We start from the raw sequence: 22076 nt of genomic DNA, 5'->3' as shown, positions 1-22076 counted from the left end.
TGCTGCGGCAGGATGAGAACTCATCTCATTTCTACCTTTTGCTATGATTGGTTCCGTTTAGCGCCATTTCAGCTACAATTGGCTGCGATTCAAATGGTTAAGAGGCGGTAATGCATCAGACGAAAACAGGTATCTTGCTGGCCAATTTAGGCACTCCCGATGCGCCCACCCCCGGGGCGGTGAAGCGCTATCTGCGACAATTCCTCAGCGACAAACGGGTGGTGGATACGTCTCGTCTGCTATGGTGGCCGCTGCTGCGCGGCGTCATACTGCCGATTCGCTCCCCGCGCGTGGCGAAGCTCTATCAGTCCGTGTGGATGGAAGAGGGATCGCCGCTGATGGTGTATAGTCGTCGCCAGCAGCAGGCGCTGGCTACCAGGCTGCCGGATACCCCGGTGGCGCTGGGCATGAGCTATGGTTCACCGTCACTGGCCAGCGCGGTGGATGACTTACTGGCGCAGGGGGTGGAGCACATCGTGGTGCTGCCGCTGTATCCGCAATATTCCTGCTCGACGGTGGCCGCCGTCTGGGACGAACTGGCGCGGATTCTGGCGAAAAAGCGCGCCATTCCGGGTATCTCGTTTATTCGCGACTATGCCGAACATCCGGACTATATCCATGCGCTGGCGGCCAGCGTGCGCGCTTCCTTCGCTGTCCATGGGGAACCGGATCTGCTGCTGCTCTCCTATCATGGGATCCCGCAGCGCTATGCCAACCAGGGCGATGATTATCCTCAGCGCTGTCGCGATACGACGCGGGAACTGGTTTCCGCGCTGGGGCTGCCGCCGGAGCGGGTGATGATGACTTTCCAGTCGCGCTTTGGCCGGGAACCCTGGCTGACGCCGTACACCGATGAAACGCTAAAGATGCTCGGCGAGAAAGGGACGAAGCATATTCAGGTGCTGTGCCCGGGGTTTGCCGCCGACTGTCTCGAAACGCTGGAAGAAATCGCTGTCCAGAACCGGGAAATATTCCTCGAAGCAGGCGGCAAGCAATATGAATATATTCCGGCGCTTAATGCGGACGCAGCGCATATTGAGATGATGGTCAATCTGACGGCGCCTTATCGCTGATCGCGCGCAGGGCGGGGAATATGCTACTATTTCCCGCTTGTTCCCTGTTATTTAAGCGCCACTATGAAATTTCCCGGTAAACGCAAATCTAAACACTATTTTCCCGTTAACGCCCGCGATCCGCTGCTGCAGCAAATTCAGCCGGAGAATGAATCCAGCGTCTCCTGGGTGGTCGGTATCGACCAGACGCTGGTGGATATCGAAGCGAAAGTGGATGAGGCGTTTATCGTGCGCTACGGCCTGAGCGCGGGCCATTCGCTGGTGATTGAAGATGACGTCGCCGAGGCGCTGTACCAGGAGCTGGTGCGCAACAATCTCATTACCCATCAGTTTGCCGGCGGCACCATCGGCAATACCATGCACAACTACTCGGTGCTGGCGGACGATCGCTCGGTGCTGCTTGGCGTGATGTGCAGCAATATCGAAATCGGCGGCTACGCCTATCGTTACCTGTGCAATACCTCCAGCCGCACCGATCTGAACTATCTGCAGGGCGTCGACGGCGCCATTGGCCGCTGCTTTACCCTGATCGGTGACAGCGGCGAGCGCACCTTCGCCATCAGCCCGGGCCACATGAACAAGCTGCGTCCGGAAAGCATTCCGGAAGCGGTGATCGCCGGCGCCTCGGCGCTGGTGCTGACCTCTTACCTGGTCCGCTGCAAGCCGGGCGAGCCGATGCCGGACGCCACGATGAAGGCTATTGAGTATGCCAAAAAGCACGATGTGCCGGTGGTGTTAACCCTCGGAACCAAATACGTGATTGCCGATAACCCGGCGTGGTGGCAGGAGTTCCTGCAGGAGCATGTCTCTATTCTGGCAATGAACGAAGAGGAAGGGGAAGCGCTGACCGGCTTTGCCGATCCGCTGTCAGCGGCGAATAAGGCGCTGGACTGGGTCGACCTGGTGCTGTGCACCGCCGGCCCGGCGGGCCTGTATATGGCGGGCTTCACTGAAGAAGAGGCGAAGCGTAAAACCCAGCATCCGCTGCTGCCGGGGGCGATCCCGGAGTTTAACCAGTTTGAATTCAGCCGCGCGATGCGTCACCAGGATTGCGTTAATCCGCTGCGCATATATTCCCATATCGCTCCCTATATGGGCGGCCCCGAGAAGATCATGAACACCAACGGCGCAGGCGACGGCGCGCTGGCGGCGCTGCTGCATGACATCACCGCCAATAACTACCACCGCAATAACGTCCCCAACTCCAGCAAGCACAAATGCAAATGGCTGACCTACTCCTCGCTGGCGCAGGTGTGTAAATATGCCAACCGCGTGAGCTATCAGGTGCTGAACCAGCACTCGCCGCGTTTAACCCGCGGCCTGCCGGAGCGTGAGGACAGCCTGGAAGAGGCGTACTGGGATCGGTAAGCGCGTCCCTCTCCCGGCAGGGAGAGGGCAGTACATCAGCCGGTGACCACTTCGCCGGCCGGTGGCGTTTCCAGAAGCCGCAGCATGGCGCGGGCAATTTCCCGTTCGCCCATCACCACCTGATTGGCTCCGCGATCGATAATGTAGTCCACTTCGTCATCATAATGGGCGCGGGCGATAATCTCGATATTCGGACATTTTTCCCGTGCGGAAGCGACAATCTCTCCGGCCTCGTAGCCGTTAGGGATTGTCAGCAGCAGCCAGCGGGCGCAGTCCAGATGCGCCAGCTCCATGATCTCTTCATTGGCGGCATTGCCGAGCACCGCGCTGATCCCGCGCTCGCGTAGCTCATCCACGCGGGTGCGCGAGGTTTCAACCACCACCAGCGGGATCCCCTGGGCCATCAGCTTCTCGCCCAGCAGGCTGCCGACGCGGCCGAAGCCGACCAACAGCGCGTGGTTGCAGATATCGACCGGCACCTGCTTCTCGTCTTCCAGGACCTCTTCCAGCGTCTGCTCGTCGAGGGTTTCGGTTTTATCGAGATATTTTTCCAGCAGGGTAAACAGCACCGGGTTGAGCATAATTGAGATGATCGCCCCGGCCAGCACCAGATTTTGTCCGGCCTGCGGCAGCAGGTTAAGCGCCATTCCCAGGCCGGCGAGAATAAAGGCAAACTCGCCAATCTGCGCCAGGCTGGCGGCGATGGTCAGCGCAGTGCGCGGCGAGTGACCAAACATCCGCACAAGGAAAAAGGCGGCTGCGGATTTACCAAAGATAATAATCGCCAGCGTCGCCAGCACCGCCAGCGGCTGTTGGACCAGCACCATCGGGTCAAACAGCATGCCGACGGAGACGAAGAACAGCACCGCGAAGGCGTCGCGCAGCGGCAGGGTGTCATGGGCGGCGCGGTGGCTGAGCTCGGATTCGTTAAGCACCATGCCGGCAAAGAAGGCGCCGAGGGCAAAAGAGACATCAAACAGCTCCACGGCGCCGAAGGCGATGCCCAGCGCCAGGGCCAGCACCGACAGAGTGAACAGCTCGCGTGAGCCGGTGGCGGCGCTGCGCGACATGATCCACGGCACCAGCCGGCGGCCGACCAGCATCATAATGGCGATAAAGGCCACCACTTTGCCAATGGTGATCCCGAGGTCGAGGGCCAGGGACGCGAAGCCGACGTTGCCTTTCTCCGCCATACCGGCAATCGCCGGCAGCAGGACCAGCGTCAGGACCATCACCAGGTCTTCCACAATCAGCCAGCCGATGGCGATTTGCCCGCGCTGGCTGTCTATCAGTTGTCGTTCCTCCAGCGCGCGCAGCAGCACTACGGTACTGGCGGTGGAGAGGCACAGGCCAAAGACGATGCCGGTCATCAGCGACCAGCCGAGGGCGGCGGAGAGCGCCATACCCAGCAGCGTCGCCACGGCTATCTGGGCGATAGCCCCGGGGATGGCGATCGATTTTACCGCCATCAGGTCTTTAAGTGAGAAATGCAGCCCGACGCCGAACATCAGCAGAATGACGCCAAGTTCCGCCAGTTCCGGAGCCAGTTTGGTGTCAGCAACAAAGCCAGGGGTGAAAGGTCCGGCCAGCACGCCCGCTAAGAGATATCCCACCAGAGGAGAAATACGTAGCTTATTGGCAATCATGCCGAGAATAAAGGCGAGCACGAGGCCGCCGACAATGGTGGTGATAAGCGGTGTTGCGTGGTGCATTCCGTCTCCTTTCCAGTGGTGTATCGGTCCATTTTGCTACCCTGTCCGGGTAATAGTTTATGACAAAAACGTTCACTTTGTTTATGAATAATTCTTGAGTTGTGCAAAAAAATGCAATTAGCCGATGAAAAGGCACAGAAGGGAAAATGGCGGGGGGAAATCGTGGAACAGGCTGATGACACAAGGGTTAACGGCGGCCAGGGTTGCACTTTGGCCGCCGAATAATCAGGCTTTTTGCCGGTTATCAGGAAGGAATATCGTCAGGAATCCCAGCAGCGGCAGGAAGGCGCAGATTTTATAAACCAGATCGATGCTGGTATGGTCCGCCAGCAGGCCTAACACCGCGGCGCCAAGGCCGCCCATGCCAAAGGCGAAGCCGAAAAACAGGCCAGAAACCATGCCGATGCGTCCCGGCAGCAGTTCCTGCGCATAGACCAGAATAGCGGAAAAGGCCGAGGCGAGGATAAAACCAATGATCACCGTTAAAATCCCCGTCCATTCAAGGCTGGCGTAGGGTAAAACAAGGGTGAAAGGCGCTACGCCGAGGATAGAACCCCAAATCACATACTTACGCCCAATTTTATCGCCAACAGGCCCGCCAATCACCGTCCCGGCAGCCACTGCGAACAGGAAGGCAAACAGATGAAGCTGGGCGTTTTGCACCGTTAAGCCGAATTTATGCATCAGATAAAAGGTGTAATAGCTGCTAATGCTCGCCATATAGAAATATTTCGAGAAAATCAGCATCAGCAGAATGCCTACCGCCAGAATGACCTTCTTGCGCGGCAGCGGATTAACGATGGCCGGTTTCGGTTTGCCCTTATTCATTCGATGCTGCGCGGCATACCAGCGGCTGATTTGCGACAGCACGACAATAGCCAACAGAGCGGCCAGCACAAACCAGGCGACGTTGCCTTTGCCGTACGGGGCGATGATCACCGCCGCCAGCAATGGGCCAAGCGAGCTGCCGAAGTTGCCGCCCACCTGGAACAGCGACTGGGCCAGGCCGTGACGGCCGCCGGAGGCCATCCGCGCCACGCGGGATGATTCCGGATGGAAAACCGAGGAGCCGGTACCTACCAGCGCGGCGGCCAGCAGCACCATGCCGAAGCTACCGGCCAGCGCGAGGAGAATCAAACCGCAGAGGGTGAAGCACATGCCCACCGGCAGCGACCACGGCATCGAGCGTTTATCGGTGATGTAGCCAATCACCGGCTGGAATAGCGATGAGGTGAGCTGGAAGGTCAGGGTGATCATGCCGATCTGCACGAAGGTAAGGGAGAACTCCGCCTGCAGCAGCGGGTAGATAGCGAGAATAAGCGACTGGATCATATCGTTAAGCAAATGGGACAGGCTGATCGCGCCTAAGATGCCAAACGAGGTGCGTGCTTTTTGCGGCGGCGCAGCGGGGCCGGACAAGGGTTGAGCGGTCTGATTGATTGCCATAGGTTCACGTCACTTTTTTATATAGCTTTCGTCTTTTGTCCGCCATGGCGACTGCCCTGATTTTCCCGGCTACTGCATGGGAAATATGACGAACGGGCTGACGCAATGCCATACAACGCGAAGGCGTATAGAGGATGCAGGTAGAATTATTATCCGACTAACATACCTGTTGATAAGGTTTGAAGGAAGTCGCAATTCTGAAAACATATTTGTCAACGCGACTCACTCGCTATACTTTCGGCACTTGGGATTAAGTCAGGGAGTGAAGCATGCATTATTTCAAACACAGCGTAGCGCTGGCGCTATTCGCCGCTTTATCGCTGGGCAGCCTGTCGGCACAGGCCTATGAGCAGGATAAAACCTATAAAATTACCATCCTGCACACCAACGATCACCACGGCCATTTCTGGCGCAATGACTACGGCGAATATGGCCTGGCGGCGCAGAAAACGCTGGTCGATGGCATCCGGAAAGAGGTGGCGGCGGAAGGGGGAAGCGTCCTGCTGTTATCCGGCGGCGATATTAATACCGGCGTACCGGAGTCTGATTTACAGGATGCAGAGCCCGATTTTCGCGGCATGAACCTCATTGGCTACGACGCGATGGCGGTGGGTAACCATGAATTCGATAATCCGCTGAGCGTACTGCGCCAGCAGGAAAAGTGGGCTAAGTTCCCGTTCCTGTCGGCCAATATTTATCAGAAAAGCACCGGCGAACGGCTGTTCAAACCCTGGGCGTTGTTTAAGCGCGGTGGGCTGAAAATCGCGGTGATTGGCTTAACCACCGACGATACGGCCAAGATTGGCAATCCGGAATATTTCACCGATATCGAATTCCGCAAACCGGCGGAAGAGGCGAAGCTGGTTATCCAGGAGCTGCAGCAGAATGAAAAGCCGGACGTGATCCTGGCCACCACCCATATGGGCCATTACGACAATGGCAACCACGGCTCTAACGCGCCGGGCGATGTTGAAATGGCGCGGAGTTTACCTGCGGGATCGCTGGCGATGATCGTCGGCGGTCACTCGCAGGATCCGGTATGCATGGCGGCGGAAAATAAAAAGCAGGTCGATTATGTGCCTGGCACCCCGTGCGCTCCGGATCGTCAGAACGGCATCTGGATCGTCCAGGCGCATGAGTGGGGCAAATACGTCGGCCGCGCCGATTTTGAGTTCCGCAACGGCGAGATGAAGCTGGTGCACTATCAGCTGATCCCGGTCAACCTGAAGAAAAAAGTGACTTACGATAACGGCCAAAGCGAGCGGGTGCTGTATACGCCGCAGATCGCCGAGAACCCGCAGATGATGTCGCTGCTGACGCCGTTCCAGAACAAAGGCAAGGCGCAGCTGCAGGTCAAAATCGGCAGCGTGAATGGTCATCTGGAGGGCGACCGCAGTAAAGTGCGCTTTGTGCAGACCAATATGGGCCACCTGCTGCTGGCGGCGCAAATAGCGCGCAGCAACGCGGATTTCGCGGTGATGAGCGGCGGCGGGATCCGCGACTCCATTGAGGCGGGGGATATCACCTACAAAGATGTGATGAAGGTCCAGCCGTTCGGCAATGTGCTGACCTATGTCGATATGAGCGGCAAGGAGGTAGTGGATTACCTGACCGCCGTCGCGCAGATGAAGCCGGATTCCGGCGCTTATCCGCAGTTTGCCAACGTCAGTTTCGTGGCCAAAGACGGTAAGCTGAACGATCTGAAAATCAAAGGCGAACCGGTGGATCCGGCGAAGACCTATCGGATGGCGACGCTGAGCTTTAACGCCACCGGCGGCGATGGCTATCCGAATATCGCCGATAAACCCGGGTATGTGAATACCGGCTTTATCGATGCCGAAGTGCTGAAAGAGTATATCGAGAAGAACTCGCCGCTGGATGCCGCCGCCTATGAGCCGAAAGGCGAGGTGAGCTGGCAGTAAGCCTGGGCTTCAGGTTGGCTATTTCCCCGGTGGCGCTACGCTTACCGGGGCTACAAGTTGGGTATCCCGGATAAGGCGCGTGCGCCGCTATCCGGGATCGTTTTATCAATCGCGGCGGGCGATATCGGCGAACTTCGCATCGAGAAGCTGCGCCAGATCGCTGGCCGCCAGCTCAATATCCAGCCCGCGTTTGCCGCCGGAAATATAGATGGTGGCAAATTCCTGCGCCGGGGCGTCAATCACCGTCGGCAGGCGCTTCTTCTGCCCCAGCGGACTGATGCCGCCCACCAGATAGCCGGTGATACGCTGCGCCACCATCGGGTCGGCCATGTCGACTTTCTTAGCGCCCAGCGCTTTCGCCACTTGCTTCAAATCCAGCTGCCCGGCGACCGGAGTGACGGCCACCGCCAGATGCTTCATATCGCCGTTCACGGCGACCAGCAAGGTCTTGTAAACCTGGTCGGCATTGAGGCCGAGCTTGCGCACCACTTCATCTCCGAAGTTGGTCTCATTGGGATCGTGATCGTAACTGTGGATCTGAAAGGAAATTTTGTTTTTTTCGAGTAATTTAACGGCGGGAGTCATAGCTATCCTTCTTACCAACCGGTTTTGCGTGACGTCAGAATACGCCCGCAGGTTGTCTAAAAAATAGTACCATCTTGCGCAATAGTGTTGGCAGTGATGGTCACTTTGAGCGACAATCAGACGATCCGGGATGCAAATTCCGGGATAATAATAATGATGAAATTCCTCTTTGACGGGCCAATAGCAATATTGGCCATTTTTTTTATGTCAGCATATCCGGCAGATTCCCTTCGCCATACAGGTGCAGCGCGCCGACGGCAACCACGTAGCGCCCCGGCGGCAAGGCCAGCAGCGTCTCGCGCCAGGCGAGGTTGCGCTGGTGCATCAGCACATCATATAAAGACTGGCTAAAGGTCGTCGGCAGCGATACCGCGCCGCGCGACGGCGGTTGCTCCAGCCACCAGCCGATCATGACCTGCAGTAAACGGGCGTTGGTGCGCCAGTGGGTCAGCGTATCCTCCAGCAGCGCCATCCCCCCGTCGGGCAGATCGCGCAGCAGCGCGATTTGGCTGTCGGCGCCTTCCAGCTCCATCACCGCTATGTTGCTCTCGCGGGCGGCCATCAGCAACTGATAATCGATGCCGTAATCTGGTCGCAGCCCCAGCTTCTGCGCCTGGGTGGCCTGCAGGACCATCGCCACCTGCCACAGCGGCTGGCTGTCGAACAGCCCGACCGACAGGCCCAGCTCGCCGGTTCGCGCCTCTAGCTCGCTCAGCTGCGCATCGCTCAGGCGTTCCGCCAGCGGTGGGTAAGTGGGGAGATCGCTAAACGGGGTTTCATTGCCGCTGATATCGGCCTCGACGATTAACGCATCGGCCTGGCGTATTTTTTTCAGAAGCTTCGCCGGCGGCGGCGCCATGTCGCGGGTGCCCATATGGATACTGCCGACGAGGTGCAAATAGCGTTCGCCGGGCAGGACGATATCCATCGCAGGCCAGGAATAAGACGAGCCGACGGCGGCTCGCCACAGCATTTTTATCCGGTTTAACAGGCCCATACGCGCTCCGAAGTGTGAGGACTTCATGCTAGCGCATATGGTGATACACGTCACCCTTCCGGCGGGCTTTTCTTGTCCCGGCAAAAAAACGGGCGCCGAACAACGTCGGCGCCCGTTTCATCTGACAGCGTTTACTCTTTTGGTTTAAAGCGCAGCAAGCGGTTGGCGTTACTCACCACGGTGATCGACGACAGCGCCATCGCCGCGCCGGCGACCACCGGGTTGAGCAGGGTGCCGGTCAGCGGCCAGAGGATCCCGGCGGCAATCGGGATACCCAGCGAGTTGTAGACAAACGCGCCCAGCAGGTTCTGCTTCATATTGCGTAACGTTGCTTTCGAAATCGCCAGCGCATCGGCCACGCCGTGAAGACTATGGCGCATCAGGGTGATCGCCGCGGTTTCAATAGCGACATCGCTGCCGCCGCCCATGGCGATCCCGACATCCGCCTGGGCCAGCGCCGGGGCGTCGTTAATCCCATCGCCAACCATCGCCACTTTGTGCCCCTGGCTCTGCAGACGCTTAATGGCATCGGCTTTACCGTCCGGTAGCACGCCGGCGATCACTTCATCAATGCCGGCTTCTTTGGCGATAGCCTTCGCGGTGGTGGGGTTATCCCCGGTAAGCATCACCAGCCGGTAGCCCTGCCGATGCAAACGCGCCAGGGCGTCGACGCTGTCTTCGCGCAGCGGGTCGCGGATGGCGAACAGCGCGGCGGCCTGACCATCCACCGCCAGCAGCACCGGTGTGGCGCCGCGTGAGGCCTGGGCTGTCATCTCGCTTTCCACCTCGGCGGTATTGATATGCTGCTCGTTGAGCAGCGCCTGGTTACCGAGCAGCAGACGATGACCTTCCGCCTCGCCGCTGACGCCAAGGCCGCGCAGGGTGCGGAAGCCGCTGACTTCCGGCAATGGGCCGTCGGCAGCTTTATCAAGGATCGCTCGCGCCAGCGGATGGCTTGAGCCCTGCTCCAGCGCGGCGGCAAGACGCAGCGCGGTATGCTCATCAACGCCAGCGAAAGTTTTCACCGCCACCACCTGCGGCTTGCCTTCGGTCAGGGTGCCGGTTTTATCGAAAACCAGGGTGTCGAGTTCACTGGCGCGCTGCAGCGCATCGGCATCGCGCACCAGCACGCCGTACTCCGCCGCCCGGCCAACGCCGGAGATAATCGACATCGGCGTCGCCAGGCCTAAGGCGCACGGACAGGCGATAATCAGTACTGTGGTGGCAATGACCAGGGTATAGACGATCTGCGGCGCCGGGCCGAAGAAGTACCAGATCGCAGCGCTGATCAGCGCAATGACGACCACCGCCGGAACAAATACGGCGGAGATTTTATCCGCCAGCTGGCCGATCTCCGGTTTGCTGCTCTGCGCCTGGCGCACCATGCGGATAATTCTTGCCAGCGTGGTCTGGCTGCCGACGGCGCTGGCGGTAAACAGCACGCTGCCATCCTGCACCACGGTCCCGGCGTGAATGGCGTCGCCATCGCCTTTTTGCTGCGGCACCGGTTCGCCGGTGAGCATCGCTTCATCAAACCAGGCTTCGCCCTGGCTTATCATGCCGTCGACCGGGACGCGGTCGCCGGTAGTCAGGCGCAGCGTCATGCCGGCCTGAACTTCCGCGAGCGGCAGATCTTTCTCGCCCTCGGGCGTGACGACCCGCGCCGAAGGCGGCGTCAGGTCGAGCAGTTTTTCCAGCGCTTTCGAGGAGCGCTGACGCGCGCGGGCCTCCAGCATATGGCCGAGGTTAATCAGGCCGATAATCATCGCGCTGGCTTCGTAATAGAGATGGCGGGCTTCCATCGGGAACCACTGCGGCCACAGGTTGACGCTCATCGAGTACAGCCAGGCGACGCCGGTGCCGAGCGCCACCAGCGTATCCATGGTGGCGGTGCCGTTTTTCAGGCTTTTCCACGCGCTGCGGTAGAAGTGGTCGCCGGCGAAGACCATGACGGCGAGGGTGACAAGGCCGATAACCAGCCACAGCGAACGGTTGTCGTCGCTGACCATCATGTTATCGCCGATCATGCCCCAGACCATCACCGGCACGCCGACCAGCAGGGCGACAATCGCCTGCCAGCGAAAACGTTTCATCGTCGCGAGGGCGGTTTCCTGTTGGCGTTCGCGGCGTTGCAGATCGTCTTCGATCGCCTCCGCGCCATAGCCGGCTTTCTCCACCGCCTGCACTAATTCTGCGGCGGACGCACTGCCCATCACTAGCGCCGTGCGTTCCGCCAGGTTAACCCGCGCCTGTGAGACGCCCGGCACCGCGGCAAGCGCGTTTTGTACCCGGGAGACGCAGCTGGCGCAGCTCATGCCGTTGATCAGCAGCTGTTGACTGTCATCTTCGTCATGGGCTGCCGGAAGCTCAGGAGTGGCCGCTGTCAGTGCTTCCGACGGGATTGATGATTCTGCCAGCGGTTTAGCCTTTGGGTGGCTGAGCTCCGCGCCGTATCCGGCTTGTTTAACGGTATCAATCAGCGCTTGCGCGCTGGCGCTGCCCGTCACATGGGCTTCAGTGAGGGTGACTTCCGCTTGCTCAACGTCAGGACGCTGCTCCAGACTCTCTTTCACGCGTTTGACGCAGTGGCCGCAGGAGAGGCCATCCAGCGTCAGGTCGATAGTGTTAGACATAAATAACTCCTGAATAATTTTCCGGTCAACGATTGACCAGACCCACTCTTTCATCGAGTATTAAGAAGGTTAAACCTTCCAGCAAGGGGAAGGTCAAGGAGAAAAAATGAATATCAGCGATGTGGCGAAAAAAACCGGCTTAACCAGCAAAGCGATTCGTTTTTATGAAGAGAAGGGGCTGGTGACGCCGCCGTTGCGGAGCGAAAACGGCTACCGCACCTATAGTCAGCAGCATCTCGATGAGCTGACGCTGCTGCGCCAGGCGCGGCAGGTGGGGTTTAACCTGGAAGAGTGCCGCGAACTGGTGGCCCTGTTCAACGACCCGTCGCGGCACAGCGCCGATGTGAAAAAACGCACGCTGGAGAAAGTGGCGGATATCGAGAACCATATCCGCGAGCTGCAAAATATGCGCGCGCACCTGCTGGCGCTGGCCGAATCCTGCCCCGGCGACGACAGCGCGGAGTGCCCGATTATCGATAATCTTTCCGGCTGCTGCCATCGCAAGGCGCAGGCTTAACGGACGGCGGGTCTGATTCGTAGCGTAATCCCTTCTACGGCAATCACTTCAACCTTGCTGCCCGCCGCGAAGTCTTCATCGGCAATCACCGGCCAGGAGCTGTCGCCCACGCGGACGTGGCCGCGGCCGTTCACCAGCGGGGCATCCAGCGTCAGGCGGCGGCCCACCAGTTGCTGCCCGCGCTGGTTGAGCTGGGCATCGGCCGGGTGCTGCGTTTTGACGCGCTTGCGCAGCCATTTCGACCACAGCCACGCCGCCAGCAGGGTGAGAACGGCAAACAGCGTGCCTTGCCATTCCCAGCTCAGCGGCAGGAGCCAGGTCAGGGCGCCGGTCACCACGCCGGCGACGCCGCTCCACAGCAGGTATCCGCTGCCGCCCAGCATCTCGGCCGCCAGCAGCAGCCCGCCGAGGCTTAGCCAGAACAGATGGGGGTGTGCGAGGATCATGCCGATCATGATTTTTTCCGATCGCCAGCGCCTTCTTTGATCAGCTCGCTGATCCCGGCGATCGATCCCATCAGGCTGCTGGCATCCAGCGGCATCAATACCACTTTGCTGTTGTTAGCGGCGCCAATCTGCTGCAGCGCATCGGTGTATTTCTGCGCCACGAAGTAGTTGATCGCCTGAATATCGCCCGAGGCGATCGCCGAGGAGACCATTTGGGTGGCGCGGGCTTCCGCTTCGGCGGACCGTTCGCGAGCCTCCGCCTGCAGGAACGCGGACTGCCGTTCGCCCTCGGCCTTGAGGATCTGCGACTGCTTTTCCCCTTCCGCTTTCAGAATTTCCGCCTGTCGCACCCCTTCGGCCTCAAGGATGTACGCGCGTTTGGTACGTTCGGCTTTCATCTGGGCGTTCATCGAGGCGATAAGCTCCGCCGGCGGGCGAACGTCGCGAATTTCGACGCGGGTGATTTTCACCCCCCACGGGTTGGTGGCGTCGTCAACGATATGCAGCAGGCGGGTGTTAATGCTGTCGCGCTGGGAGAGCATTTCGTCCAGCTCCATTGAGCCGAGCACGGTACGGATGTTGGTCATCGTCAGGTTGACGATCGCCTGCTCAAGATTGCTGACCTCGTAGGCGGCCTTTGGCGCGTCGATCACCTGAATAAAACAGACCGCGTCGATGGTGACGTTGGCGTTATCCCGGGAGATAACCTCCTGCGAGGGGATATCGAGCACCTGCTCCATCATGTTCACTTTGCGGCCGATACGGTCCATAAACGGCACGACTAAGCTTAATCCCGGCTGCAGCGTCTGGGTAAAACGCCCGAAGCGCTCCACCGTCCACTGGTAGCCCTGCGGGACAATTTTCACCGCCGCGGCCACAATAACCAGCGCGACGAAAATAAGGATAGGAATAAAAATTAGCATCAAAAACCTCCTGTCTTGTTGCCTGGCGGGGCGCTACAAGGAAATAGCGCATGTTTAAACTGAGTATATCTTTCTCCTCATCCTGGAGAAAGGAAAGTGCGGTAAACTAGCGGTGTTTCAGAAAATAATCAGGAAGACTCATGAAGGAAAATAACGCGCTTTTGCGTCTCGACGGTGTGGGGTTTAAGACCGACGATGCCGTTATTTTACACAATATCAATTTTCAGCTTCGCGCCGGAGAATTCAAGTTGATTACCGGCCCTTCCGGCTGCGGGAAAAGTACCTTGCTGAAGATTATCGCCTCGCTGCTCAGCCCAACCTCCGGGCGCCTGTTTTTCGACGATGCGGATGTCGCGACGCTGTCGCCGGAAAGGTATCGCCAACAGGTCTCTTACTGCGCGCAGACGCCGGCCCTGTTCGGTGATTCGGTTTACGATAATCTGATTTTTCCGTGGCAGATCCGCAATAAACAACCGGATCCGCAGGCGCTGCTGGCCGACCTGCAGCGCTTTGGCCTTGACGAAAATATGCTGGAAAAATCCATTAATGAACTCTCCGGCGGGGAAAAGCAGCGCGTATCGCTGATCCGCAATCTACAATTTCTGCCGCGCGTGCTGCTGCTGGACGAAATTACCAGCGCGCTGGATGAAAGTAATAAACAGAATGTGAATGAAATTATTCATGGCTACGCAACGGAAAAACAGGTCGCTGTTCTGTGGGTCACCCACGATCGCAATGAAATTTCGCATGCCGATGAAGTGATTACGCTGCAACCTGCCGGCGGAAATATGCAGGAGGTACAGCATGAACGGGCATAACATTACGAACGAATCGCTGGCGCTGTCGATGGTGCTGGTGCTGATCGCTATTCTGGTCAGCTATCGGGAAAAGCTGGCGCTGGAAAAAGATATTATCTGGAGTATTTGCCGGGCGATCGTGCAGCTGATAATCGTCGGCTATGTGCTGAAATATATCTTTAACGTCAATCATGCGGTTCTGACGCTGTTGATGGTGCTGTTTATCTGCTTTAACGCGGCATGGAATGCGAAGAAGCGCAGTAAATATATCGACAAAGCTTTTATCTCGTCGTTTATCGCCATCACTACTGGCGCTGGACTAACGCTGGCGGTACTGGTGTTTTCTGGCTCGATCGCCTTCGTGCCGATGCAGGTGATCCCGATTGCCGGGATGGTGGCCGGGAACGCCATGGTGGCGGTGGGGCTGTGCTACAACAATATGGGCCAGCGCTTCAGCAGCGAGCAGCAGCAGATTCAGGAGAAACTGAGCCTCGGCGCGACGCCGAAGATGGCCTCAGCGCGGCTGATTCGCGAGAGTATTCGCGCGTCATTGATTCCCACCGTCGATTCGGCGAAAACGGTCGGTCTGGTGAGCTTGCCTGGGATGATGTCGGGGCTGATTTTTGCCGGTATTGACCCGGTGAAGGCGATTAAGTACCAGATCATGGTGACCTTTATGCTGCTGTCGACCGCCAGCCTGTCGACGATTATCGCCGGCTATCTGACCTACCGGAAGTTCTTCAACGCCCGCCATCAGCTGGTGGTGACGCAGCTGAAAAAGCGCCCGTGAACGATCCCGGGTTGCGGCGTTCACGCCTTACCCGGGCTACTTAGGCTACGTTCCGCATAGTTCGCGTAGCCCGGATAAGCGCAGCGCTATCCGGGGAAGGCAACGGATTAGTACAGCAGCGAATAGAGCTGACGACGATATTTGGCGGCCAGCGCATCGCCGGTACCGAGGGCGGCGAGGATCTCCTGCAGCATCTTGCGCGCCTGGCCATCGCCGGCGCCTAAATCTTTCTGCAGATGGCTGAACAGCAGGGCCAGCGCTTCTTCATTACGCCCGACCTGATGCAGCTGCAGCGCCAGCTGGGAGGCCAACTGCGCATCCTCCGGATTCTGTTCCACCTGCTGCTGCAGCTGCTGGATTTCCGGGGTGTCGGCGGCCTGTTTGAGCAGCTCAATCTGCGCCACCAGACCCTGATAGTGGGTATCCTGATCCTGCAGAGGAATGGTTTTCAGCACGCTTTCCGCTTCATCGGAACGGTGCAGAGCAATCAGCGTTTCCGCCAGCAGCAGGCCAATCTGGCTTTCCTGATTCGACAGCTGCCAGGCTTCCTTCAGCAGCGGCAGGGCATCGGCGTATTTTTCTTCCTGCATCAGGGCCAGCGCCTGCTGAGCTTTCAGCTCCTCTTCACGGGGCAGGACTTTATCCAGCAGGGCGCGGATCGCTTCTTCCGGCTGCGGGCCTTCAAAACCATCCACCGGCTGGCCGTTCTGGAACAGATAAACCGTAGGGATGGCGCGCAGACCAAACTGTGAGGCGAGCATCTGCTCGGCGTCGCAATCGACCTTCGCCAGCGTGAACTGGCCGTTGTATTGGGCTGCCAGGCGCTCGAGCACCGGGGTCAGCTGTTCGCAGTGCTGACTGCGGGCAGACCAGAAATAAAACAGCACCGGAACGTTCATGGACTGCTGTAGCGTCTGCTGCAGGTTCGCTTCGCTAATGTTGACAATATTCTGTTCGGACATGGGCATTTCTCGTTAGTCGATTTCTGTTTTACATGGGGGCGGCATTCCGCGCTTCAACTCAGCCGTGGATAATTTTGTCCATCGCGCGGGCAGGCAGCAGGCGCTTAAGCAGCGCCACCGCGTGGGTGACCAGGGTGACCGGATAGCGCAGCTTTGGTTTATCGCTGGTAAAAGCATGGCGCACTTTTTCCACCACCGCCTCCGGCCCGAGGGTAAAGCGGGCGGCGATGCCCGGATTTTCTACGGGCTTATCGCTTTGCGTCTGGTTGACGTTATCGGTAAAGCGGGTGCGGATCGGGCCCGGTTCAATCAGGCTGACCTGAATACCGCTGTGGCGCAGCTCCATGCGCAGCGCGTCGGACCACGCCTCGAGGGCATATTTACTGGCGGCATAGGCTCCGCGGCCGGGACTGGCGATAAGCCCCATCACCGAGGAGGTCATCACGATGCGCCCTTCGCCGTGCGGCGTCATCGCCGGCAGCAGCAGCATGGTGAGCTGATGCGCGCCGAAAAAGTTAGCGGAAAATTGCTGTTCCATCTGCTGGCGGCTGATGGTGTTCAGCGGGCCATAGACGCCATACCCGGCGTTATTGAACAGGCCGTAGAGACGATTATCGGTCAGCGCAATCACCTCCGCTGCCGCGCGCTCCACGCTCTGCGGGTCATCCAGATCGAGCAAAATACCGGTTAGCCCCAGCTCCTGCATCCGCGCGACATCCTCTGCTTTGCGGCAGGCCGCCAGCACGCGAAAGCCCTGGCGGGTTAAATCCAGCGCGCTTTCCAGACCAATTCCGCTGGAACAGCCTGTCACTAAAACCGTTTTTTGCATAACTTTACCTGTCAGCGACCCCTGGCGTTCAGGAGTCATGATTAACTAAGGGAGCCAGCCGCTTCGCCATCCAGTCGGCGATAAACGGCTGCGCGTCGCGATTTGGATGAATGCCGTCGTCCTGCATCCATTGCGGCTTGAGATAGACCTCCTCCATAAAAAAGGGCAGGAGAGGAATAGCGAATTCTTTGGCCAGGGCCGGGTAAATCGCGCCGAAGGCTTCATTATAGCGGCGGCCATAGTTCGCCGGCAGGTGAATTTGCATCAGCAGCGGCTCGGCGTTGGCCGCTTTGATATCTTTAATAATGGTGCGCAGCGTCTGCTCGGTCTGCTGCGGCGGAAAACCGCGCAGTCCGTCATTGCCGCCGAGCTCAACCAGCACCCAGCGCGGCTGGTGCTGCTTAAGCAGCGCTGGCAGGCGAGCCAACCCCTGCTGCGAGGTATCGCCGCTGATGCTGGCGTTCACCACCGGCGTTTTCGCCTGCCACTGCTCATTGAGCAGCGCAGGCCAGGCGGAGTTGGCCGCCATCCGATAGCCAGCGCTCAGGCTGTCGCCGAGGATCAGCAGCGTGTCCGCCGCCATCGCGCGGCAGGTAAACAGGAACAACAACAGGAAAGGCACATGCCAGCGGAAAACATACTTGAAGTTCATCATCTTAAGAAGTCCGTCGGTCAGGGGGAGCATCAGCTCTCCATCCTTACCGGAGTTGAGCTGGTTGTCAAACCGCGGCAGACCATCGCCCTGATCGGCGAGTCGGGTTCCGGTAAATCGACCCTGCTGGCGATCCTCGCCGGCCTCGACGATGGCAGCAGCGGGGAAGTATCGATGCTGGGCAAACCGCTGCACCGGATGGATGAAGAGGCGCGGGCGGCGCTGCGGGCGCAGCACGTTGGTTTTGTTTTTCAGTCGTTTATGCTGATCCCGACGCTCAACGCCCTGGAGAACGTCGAGCTGCCGGCGCTGTTGCGCGGCGCCAGCGATAGCCAGAGCCGGGGCGATGCCCGCGCGCTGCTTGAGCAGCTGGGACTTGGCAAACGCCTGCACCACCTGCCGGCGCAGCTCTCCGGCGGCGAACAGCAGCGGGTGGCGCTGGCCCGGGCCTTTAACGGGCGCCCGGCCATTCTGTTCGCCGATGAGCCCACCGGCAACCTCGATCGCCAGACCGGGGACAAAATTGCCGATCTGCTGTTCTCGCTTAATCGCGAACACGGCACCACCCTGATCCTCGTCACTCACGATCCGCTGCTGGCGGCGCGCTGCGATCGCCGTCTGCGCCTGGTGGATGGCCAGCTGCGGGAGGAAGCATGATCGCCCGCTGGTTCTGGCGCGAATGGCGCTCGCCGTCGCTGCTGATCGTCTGGCTGGCGTTAAGCCTCGCCGTGGCCTGCGTGCTGGCCCTGGGGTCGATAAGCGATCGGATGGAGAAAGGCCTTAGCCAGCAAAGCCGTGAGTTTATGGCCGGCGACCGTACGCTGCGCAGTTCGCGCGAGGTGCCCGCCGAGTGGATCGCACAGGCGCGGAAGTCAGGGCTGACCGTCGGCGAGCAGCTGAGCTTTGCCACCATGACGTTCGCCGGGGATACGCCGCAGCTGGCGGACGTTAAGGCGGTGGACGACCGCTATCCGCTGTATGGCACCCTCGAAACGCAGCCGCCGGGGCTGAAGCCGCAGGCGGGGAGCGTGCTGCTGGCGCCAAGGCTGATGGCGCTCCTGAACCTGAAAACCGGCGATACGATTGACGTTGGCGATGCCACGCTGCGCATTGCCGGGGAGGTGATTCAGGAGCCGGATGCAGGGTTTAACCCCTTCCAGATGGCGCCGCGACTGATGATGAATATGGCCGACGTGGCAAAAACCGGGGCCGTGCAGCCCGGCAGTCGCGTCGCATGGCGCTATAAGTTCGCCGGCGACGCTGAACAGCTGGCCAATTATGAGCAGTGGCTGCTGCCGAAGCTCGGCCCGGAGCATCGCTGGATTGGCCTTGACCAGGACGACAGCGCGCTGGGCAAATCCCTCGAACGCTCGCAGCAATTCCTGTTGTTATCCGCGCTGTTGACGCTGCTGCTGGCCGTCGCCGCAGTGGCGGTAGCGATGAGCCACTACTGCCGCAGCCGCTATGATCTGGTCGCCATACTCAAGACGCTGGGCGCCGGAAGGTCGCAGCTGCGCAAGCTTATCGTCGGCCAATGGCTGCTGCTGTTGACGCTGTCGGTGATAACCGGCGGGGTGGCGGGCCTGGCGCTGGAGCGTCTGCTGCTGCTGGTTCTCAAACCGGTGCTGCCCGCCGCGTTACCCGCTGCCAGCGGTTGGCCGTGGCTGTGGGCTATCGGGGCGACAGGCGTCATTTCCCTGCTGGTGGGCCTGCGACCCTATCGACTGCTGCTGGCGACCCTGCCGCTGCGAGTGCTGCGTCAGGATGTGGTGGCTAACGTCTGGCCGTTGAAAATCTGGATCCCGGCGGTTAGCGTCGTGGTGGTGGGCCTGTTGGCCTGGCTGCTGGGCGGCAGCCCGCTGCTGTGGTCGGTGCTGGCCGGGGCGGTGGTGCTGGCGCTGCTGTGCGGCCTGGTGGGCTGGGGATTGCTGTGGCTGCTTAAACGCCTGACGCTCAAAGCCTTGCCGCTGCGTCTGGCGGTGAACCGCCTGCTGCGCCAGCCGTGGTCGACCCTCAGCCAGCTGGCGGCGTTTTCCCTGTCGTTTATGCTGCTGGCGCTCCTGTTGGTGCTGCGCGGCGATCTGCTTGACCGCTGGCAGCAGCAGTTGCCCCCGCAGAGCCCGAACTACTTTCTGATCAATATCGCCCCTGAGCAGATAGTGCCAGTGAAGACCTTCCTCGCCGAACACCAGACGCGGGCGGCGGAATTCTATCCGATCGTCCGGGCCCGTCTGACGCAGATCAACGGTCAATCCACGGACGGGAACAAAGACGAAGCGCTGAATCGCGAGCTTAATCTCACCTGGAGCGAACAGCGTCCGGATCATAATCCGCTGGTGGCCGGCAGCTGGCCGCCGAAGCCGGGCGAGGTATCGATTGAGGAGGGGCTGGCGCAGCGGCTGGGGATAAAGATCGGCGATACAGTGACCTTTACCGGCGATACCCAGGAGTTCAGCGCGAAGGTCAGCAGCGCGCGCAAAGTAGACTGGGAGAGCCTGCGGCCAAACTTCTTCTTTATTTTCCCCGCCGGGGCGCTGGACGGGCAGCCGCAGAGCTGGCTCACCAGCTTCCGCTGGGATAACGGTCCCGCGATGTTGACCCAGCTGAACCGCGAGTTTCCCACCGTCAGTCTGCTGGATATCGGCGCCATCCTGCGTCAGGTCGGCCAGGTGCTCTCCCAGGTCAGCCGGGCGCTGGAGGTGATGGTAGGCCTGGTGACGGCCTGCGGCGTGCTGCTGTTGCTGGCGCAGGTGCAGGTCGGTATGCGTCAACGCCATCAGGAGCTGGTGGTCTGGCGCACGCTGGGGGCAGGAAAATCGCTGCTGCGCGCTACGCTGTGGGCGGAGTTTGCCCTGCTGGGGCTGGTATCCGGCCTGGTGGCGGCGATAGGCGCGGAAGTGGCGCTGGCGATGCTGCAGACGAAAGTCTTTGATTTTCCCTGGGCGCCGGACTGGCGCCTGTGGGTGTTGCTGCCGCTGACGGGAGCGGTGTTGTTATCCCTGTGCGGCGGCGGGCTGGGGCTGCGTCTGTTAAAAGGAAAAGCGCTATTCCGCCAGTTTAGCCAGTAAGAATATTGCATTTTGATGATGCGCCGCCGTTTTTGGCGGCGCTTTTATTTTAAACGCACAAATTGATAAATCATTGATTTTTAAGAGCACAAAACATTAAAAACCCAACAACACGCTATGCTGATTCGCGGTTAATATTCAACTGGAAAATATAAGGTGGCTTATTAATCAAGGAAAAACTATGGCACACACAATAAAAGCGCTGGCGATCTCGATCGGCGCAGCATTAGCGTTAACGTCATTGCCTTCCCACGCGGAGATTACGCTGCTGAAACAAGATCCGCAGGCGGGCGATCCGTTAAGCCGGCTTAACTTTACCGTCGGCGGTAGTATCCGGCCGCAGTTCAACATGATGACCGGCGATGGCGACAAAGGCTCCTATAAGCGTAACGGTTTTGACGGCGGCACCCGCTTCCGCTTCGCGGCGGATTACTACCTGTTCGATGATATTAGCTGGATCAGCTACTATGAGCTGGGCGTGAACATTCCGGCGCTGTTTGACTGGGATAACCACTACGCGGAAGGCGCGAACAATACCACCCGCCGCATGCTGTATACCGGCCTGAAAAGCGATACCTGGGGTACGTTAACCTACGGGCAGCAGAACAGCATTTACTATGATGTGGTGGGGGTGAAAACCGATATCTGGGACTACGATATGATCGGTCAGGCCCCGGGGAACGGTATTAATGGCGATTACGATGGCTCCTATCGTTCACGTAATATGCTGAAATATAAGAAAACTGTAGGTGATGTCGATCTTTACGGCTCTTATCTGTTCGAAGACAGCGAATACCTGCCGGGTAACGGCCTGCGCTACAAGCGTAAAGGCGGTGGTTCTGTTGGCGCGGACTATCACATCATGAAGGATCTGACCTGGGGTACCGCGTGGAACTACACCCGCGCGGAAATGCGCGACCCGTCAAGCGCCGACAGCAAAACCTATGACCAGAATATCGTCGGTACCGCGCTGAGCTGGACCCCGGATAACTGGACCTTCTCCTTCGGCGGCGGCTGGTATCAGAACTTCCTCACCACCAAGAAAACCGATGTGCATAATTACTTTGCCGGTGACGCCTGGGGGATTGAATATTTTGCGGGCTATAAATTCCCGATCAATCAATACGCTGTTAAATCTATTCAGCCGTACTTTATGGGCGACCGTCTGGAATATGTGAACGGCCGCAACTATCAGCGTATCGATAACGGTCTGGGGATTAGCTTCCAGCTGGATTACGGTTTCCGCGTTGACTACGAACACGTGTTTACCTCCAGCACCGACAACCTTGGCGATATGAACCTGGTCCGTCTGCGCTACGACTTCTAAGCAGTCACAACTCCCCGGTCGCGCGCGCT

20 protein-coding genes are annotated in these 22076 nt (G+C 59.1%); 9 read left to right on the top strand and 11 right to left on the bottom strand.

Annotation, left to right across the window (positions count from 1 at the left end; translation table 11 throughout):
* Positions 1–110 precede the first annotated feature (110 nt).
* Positions 111–1073, top strand: a complete 963-nt coding sequence (gene hemH, locus KHQ23_RS15270) for a ferrochelatase (RefSeq protein WP_004223083.1) — start codon at positions 111–113, stop codon at positions 1071–1073.
* A 63-nt stretch (positions 1074–1136) separates the two neighbouring features.
* Positions 1137–2441, top strand: coding sequence for an inosine/guanosine kinase (locus tag KHQ23_RS15265; protein WP_002892192.1), 1305 nt, complete (start codon positions 1137–1139; stop codon positions 2439–2441).
* Positions 2442–2476: 35 nt separating this feature from the next.
* Here KHQ23_RS15265 and ybaL read toward each other — a convergent pair whose 3' ends face one another.
* Positions 2477–4153 carry a YbaL family putative K(+) efflux transporter gene (ybaL, locus tag KHQ23_RS15260; RefSeq protein WP_002892195.1) on the bottom strand — a complete coding sequence of 559 codons (1677 nt, stop codon included), beginning with the start codon at positions 4151–4153 and terminating at the stop codon, positions 2477–2479.
* Positions 4154–4378: 225 nt separating this feature from the next.
* Positions 4379–5599: an MFS transporter gene (locus KHQ23_RS15255; RefSeq protein ID WP_004147385.1), complete on the bottom strand. Its 1221-nt coding sequence runs from the start codon at positions 5597–5599 to the stop codon at positions 4379–4381.
* Positions 5600–5868: 269 nt separating this feature from the next.
* Here KHQ23_RS15255 and ushA point away from each other — a divergent pair, with 269 nt between their 5' ends.
* Complete coding sequence (gene ushA, locus KHQ23_RS15250) at positions 5869–7521, top strand: bifunctional UDP-sugar hydrolase/5'-nucleotidase UshA (RefSeq protein ID WP_021313242.1); 1653 nt, start codon at positions 5869–5871, stop codon at positions 7519–7521.
* Positions 7522–7626: 105 nt separating this feature from the next.
* On the opposite strand, the gene ybaK is transcribed toward ushA, so the two are convergent.
* From ybaK to copA, 3 genes are all read right to left on the bottom strand, one after another.
* Positions 7627–8106 (bottom strand): Cys-tRNA(Pro)/Cys-tRNA(Cys) deacylase YbaK, encoded by a 480-nt coding sequence (gene ybaK, locus KHQ23_RS15245; protein ID WP_211776960.1) that lies wholly within the window; start codon positions 8104–8106, stop codon positions 7627–7629.
* A 202-nt stretch (positions 8107–8308) separates the two neighbouring features.
* Entirely contained in the window at positions 8309–9103 is a 795-nt protein-coding gene (locus tag KHQ23_RS15240) for a TraB/GumN family protein (RefSeq protein WP_004178774.1), read from the bottom strand.
* A gap of 131 nt (positions 9104–9234) precedes the next feature.
* Positions 9235–11736, bottom strand: coding sequence for a copper-exporting P-type ATPase CopA (gene copA / locus KHQ23_RS15235; protein ID WP_032421659.1), 2502 nt, complete (start codon positions 11734–11736; stop codon positions 9235–9237).
* Between the two features lie 106 nt (positions 11737–11842).
* Between copA and cueR the strand changes: the two genes are divergently transcribed.
* Positions 11843–12253: a Cu(I)-responsive transcriptional regulator gene (gene cueR, locus KHQ23_RS15230; protein ID WP_002892208.1), complete on the top strand. Its 411-nt coding sequence runs from the start codon at positions 11843–11845 to the stop codon at positions 12251–12253.
* Here the strand turns inward: cueR and KHQ23_RS15225 are convergent.
* Together KHQ23_RS15225 and KHQ23_RS15220 are read right to left on the bottom strand one after the other, a co-directional pair.
* Positions 12250–12708 carry an NfeD family protein gene (locus KHQ23_RS15225; RefSeq protein ID WP_032434110.1) on the bottom strand — a complete coding sequence of 153 codons (459 nt, stop codon included), beginning with the start codon at positions 12706–12708 and terminating at the stop codon, positions 12250–12252. The two genes, cueR and KHQ23_RS15225, sit on opposite strands and share 4 nt — an antisense overlap.
* On the bottom strand, positions 12705–13622 hold the full coding sequence (locus KHQ23_RS15220; RefSeq protein ID WP_002892258.1) for an SPFH domain-containing protein: 918 nt from the start codon (positions 13620–13622) through the stop codon (positions 12705–12707). The genes KHQ23_RS15225 and KHQ23_RS15220 overlap by 4 nt, the downstream gene beginning before the upstream one ends.
* A 140-nt stretch (positions 13623–13762) precedes the next feature.
* Between KHQ23_RS15220 and fetA the strand changes: the two genes are divergently transcribed.
* Positions 13763–14440: an iron ABC transporter ATP-binding protein FetA gene (gene fetA / locus KHQ23_RS15215; RefSeq protein WP_004177224.1), complete on the top strand. Its 678-nt coding sequence runs from the start codon at positions 13763–13765 to the stop codon at positions 14438–14440.
* The gene (fetB, locus tag KHQ23_RS15210; RefSeq protein WP_004177223.1) at positions 14427–15209 is read left to right on the top strand and encodes an iron export ABC transporter permease subunit FetB; all 783 of its coding nucleotides are present in this window, start codon (positions 14427–14429) and stop codon (positions 15207–15209) included. Before fetA ends, fetB begins: the two co-directional genes overlap by 14 nt.
* 107 nt (positions 15210–15316) lie before the next feature.
* Here the strand turns inward: fetB and KHQ23_RS15205 are convergent, their stop codons facing one another.
* Genes KHQ23_RS15205 through tesA form a run of 3 tightly spaced genes read right to left on the bottom strand, consistent with a single transcriptional unit; the run spans position 15317 to position 17652 of the window.
* Positions 15317–16171: a co-chaperone YbbN gene (locus KHQ23_RS15205; protein ID WP_002892263.1), complete on the bottom strand. Its 855-nt coding sequence runs from the start codon at positions 16169–16171 to the stop codon at positions 15317–15319.
* Between the two features lie 58 nt (positions 16172–16229).
* Complete coding sequence (locus tag KHQ23_RS15200) at positions 16230–17039, bottom strand: SDR family oxidoreductase (protein ID WP_009484702.1); 810 nt, start codon at positions 17037–17039, stop codon at positions 16230–16232.
* Positions 17029–17652: a multifunctional acyl-CoA thioesterase I/protease I/lysophospholipase L1 gene (gene tesA / locus KHQ23_RS15195; RefSeq protein WP_029503605.1), complete on the bottom strand. Its 624-nt coding sequence runs from the start codon at positions 17650–17652 to the stop codon at positions 17029–17031. Before tesA ends, KHQ23_RS15200 begins: the two co-directional genes overlap by 11 nt.
* Here tesA and ybbA point away from each other — a divergent pair.
* On the top strand, positions 17623–18309 hold the full coding sequence (gene ybbA / locus KHQ23_RS15190) for a putative ABC transporter ATP-binding protein YbbA (protein WP_004146399.1): 687 nt from the start codon (positions 17623–17625) through the stop codon (positions 18307–18309). The genes tesA and ybbA overlap by 30 nt on opposite strands.
* Positions 18306–20720, top strand: a complete 2415-nt coding sequence (ybbP, locus tag KHQ23_RS15185; RefSeq protein WP_032411673.1) for a putative ABC transporter permease subunit YbbP — start codon at positions 18306–18308, stop codon at positions 20718–20720. Before ybbA ends, ybbP begins: the two co-directional genes overlap by 4 nt.
* Here the strand turns inward: ybbP and KHQ23_RS15180 are convergent.
* Positions 20697–20810, bottom strand: a complete 114-nt coding sequence (locus KHQ23_RS15180) for a hypothetical protein (protein WP_004219504.1) — start codon at positions 20808–20810, stop codon at positions 20697–20699. The two genes, ybbP and KHQ23_RS15180, sit on opposite strands and share 24 nt — an antisense overlap.
* Before the next feature lie 91 nt (positions 20811–20901).
* Between KHQ23_RS15180 and KHQ23_RS15175 the strand changes: the two genes are divergently transcribed.
* Positions 20902–22047 (top strand): porin, encoded by a 1146-nt coding sequence (locus KHQ23_RS15175; protein WP_004142997.1) that lies wholly within the window; start codon positions 20902–20904, stop codon positions 22045–22047.
* The last annotated feature ends 29 nt before the right edge of the window (positions 22048–22076 follow it).

It is taken from the genome of Klebsiella sp. 64 (assembly GCF_018223915.1).
GTDB lineage: Bacteria > Pseudomonadota > Gammaproteobacteria > Enterobacterales > Enterobacteriaceae > Klebsiella > Klebsiella pneumoniae.
This window is presented reverse-complemented; position numbering and strand designations above follow the sequence as displayed.

Bases quoted from the DNA above. Each gene is read 5' to 3' on its own strand.
- hemH (WP_004223083.1), top strand. From the start codon at position 111: ATGCATCAGACGAAAACAGGTATCTTGCTGGCCAATTTAGGCACTCCC.
- KHQ23_RS15265 (WP_002892192.1), top strand. From the start codon at position 1,137: ATGAAATTTCCCGGTAAACGCAAATCTAAACACTATTTTCCCGTTAAC.
- ybaL (WP_002892195.1), bottom strand. From the start codon at position 4,153: ATGCACCACGCAACACCGCTTATCACCACCATTGTCGGCGGCCTCGTG.
- KHQ23_RS15255 (WP_004147385.1), bottom strand. From the start codon at position 5,599: ATGGCAATCAATCAGACCGCTCAACCCTTGTCCGGCCCCGCTGCGCCG.
- ushA (WP_021313242.1), top strand. From the start codon at position 5,869: ATGCATTATTTCAAACACAGCGTAGCGCTGGCGCTATTCGCCGCTTTA.
- ybaK (WP_211776960.1), bottom strand. From the start codon at position 8,106: ATGACTCCCGCCGTTAAATTACTCGAAAAAAACAAAATTTCCTTTCAG.
- KHQ23_RS15240 (WP_004178774.1), bottom strand. From the start codon at position 9,103: ATGGGCCTGTTAAACCGGATAAAAATGCTGTGGCGAGCCGCCGTCGGC.
- copA (WP_032421659.1), bottom strand. From the start codon at position 11,736: ATGTCTAACACTATCGACCTGACGCTGGATGGCCTCTCCTGCGGCCAC.
- cueR (WP_002892208.1), top strand. From the start codon at position 11,843: ATGAATATCAGCGATGTGGCGAAAAAAACCGGCTTAACCAGCAAAGCG.
- KHQ23_RS15225 (WP_032434110.1), bottom strand. From the start codon at position 12,708: ATGATCGGCATGATCCTCGCACACCCCCATCTGTTCTGGCTAAGCCTC.
- KHQ23_RS15220 (WP_002892258.1), bottom strand. From the start codon at position 13,622: ATGCTAATTTTTATTCCTATCCTTATTTTCGTCGCGCTGGTTATTGTG.
- fetA (WP_004177224.1), top strand. From the start codon at position 13,763: ATGAAGGAAAATAACGCGCTTTTGCGTCTCGACGGTGTGGGGTTTAAG.
- fetB (WP_004177223.1), top strand. From the start codon at position 14,427: ATGAACGGGCATAACATTACGAACGAATCGCTGGCGCTGTCGATGGTG.
- KHQ23_RS15205 (WP_002892263.1), bottom strand. From the start codon at position 16,171: ATGTCCGAACAGAATATTGTCAACATTAGCGAAGCGAACCTGCAGCAG.
- KHQ23_RS15200 (WP_009484702.1), bottom strand. From the start codon at position 17,039: ATGACTCCTGAACGCCAGGGGTCGCTGACAGGTAAAGTTATGCAAAAA.
- ybbA (WP_004146399.1), top strand. From the start codon at position 17,623: ATGCCAGCGGAAAACATACTTGAAGTTCATCATCTTAAGAAGTCCGTC.
- tesA (WP_029503605.1), bottom strand. From the start codon at position 17,652: ATGAACTTCAAGTATGTTTTCCGCTGGCATGTGCCTTTCCTGTTGTTG.
- ybbP (WP_032411673.1), top strand. From the start codon at position 18,306: ATGATCGCCCGCTGGTTCTGGCGCGAATGGCGCTCGCCGTCGCTGCTG.
- KHQ23_RS15175 (WP_004142997.1), top strand. From the start codon at position 20,902: ATGGCACACACAATAAAAGCGCTGGCGATCTCGATCGGCGCAGCATTA.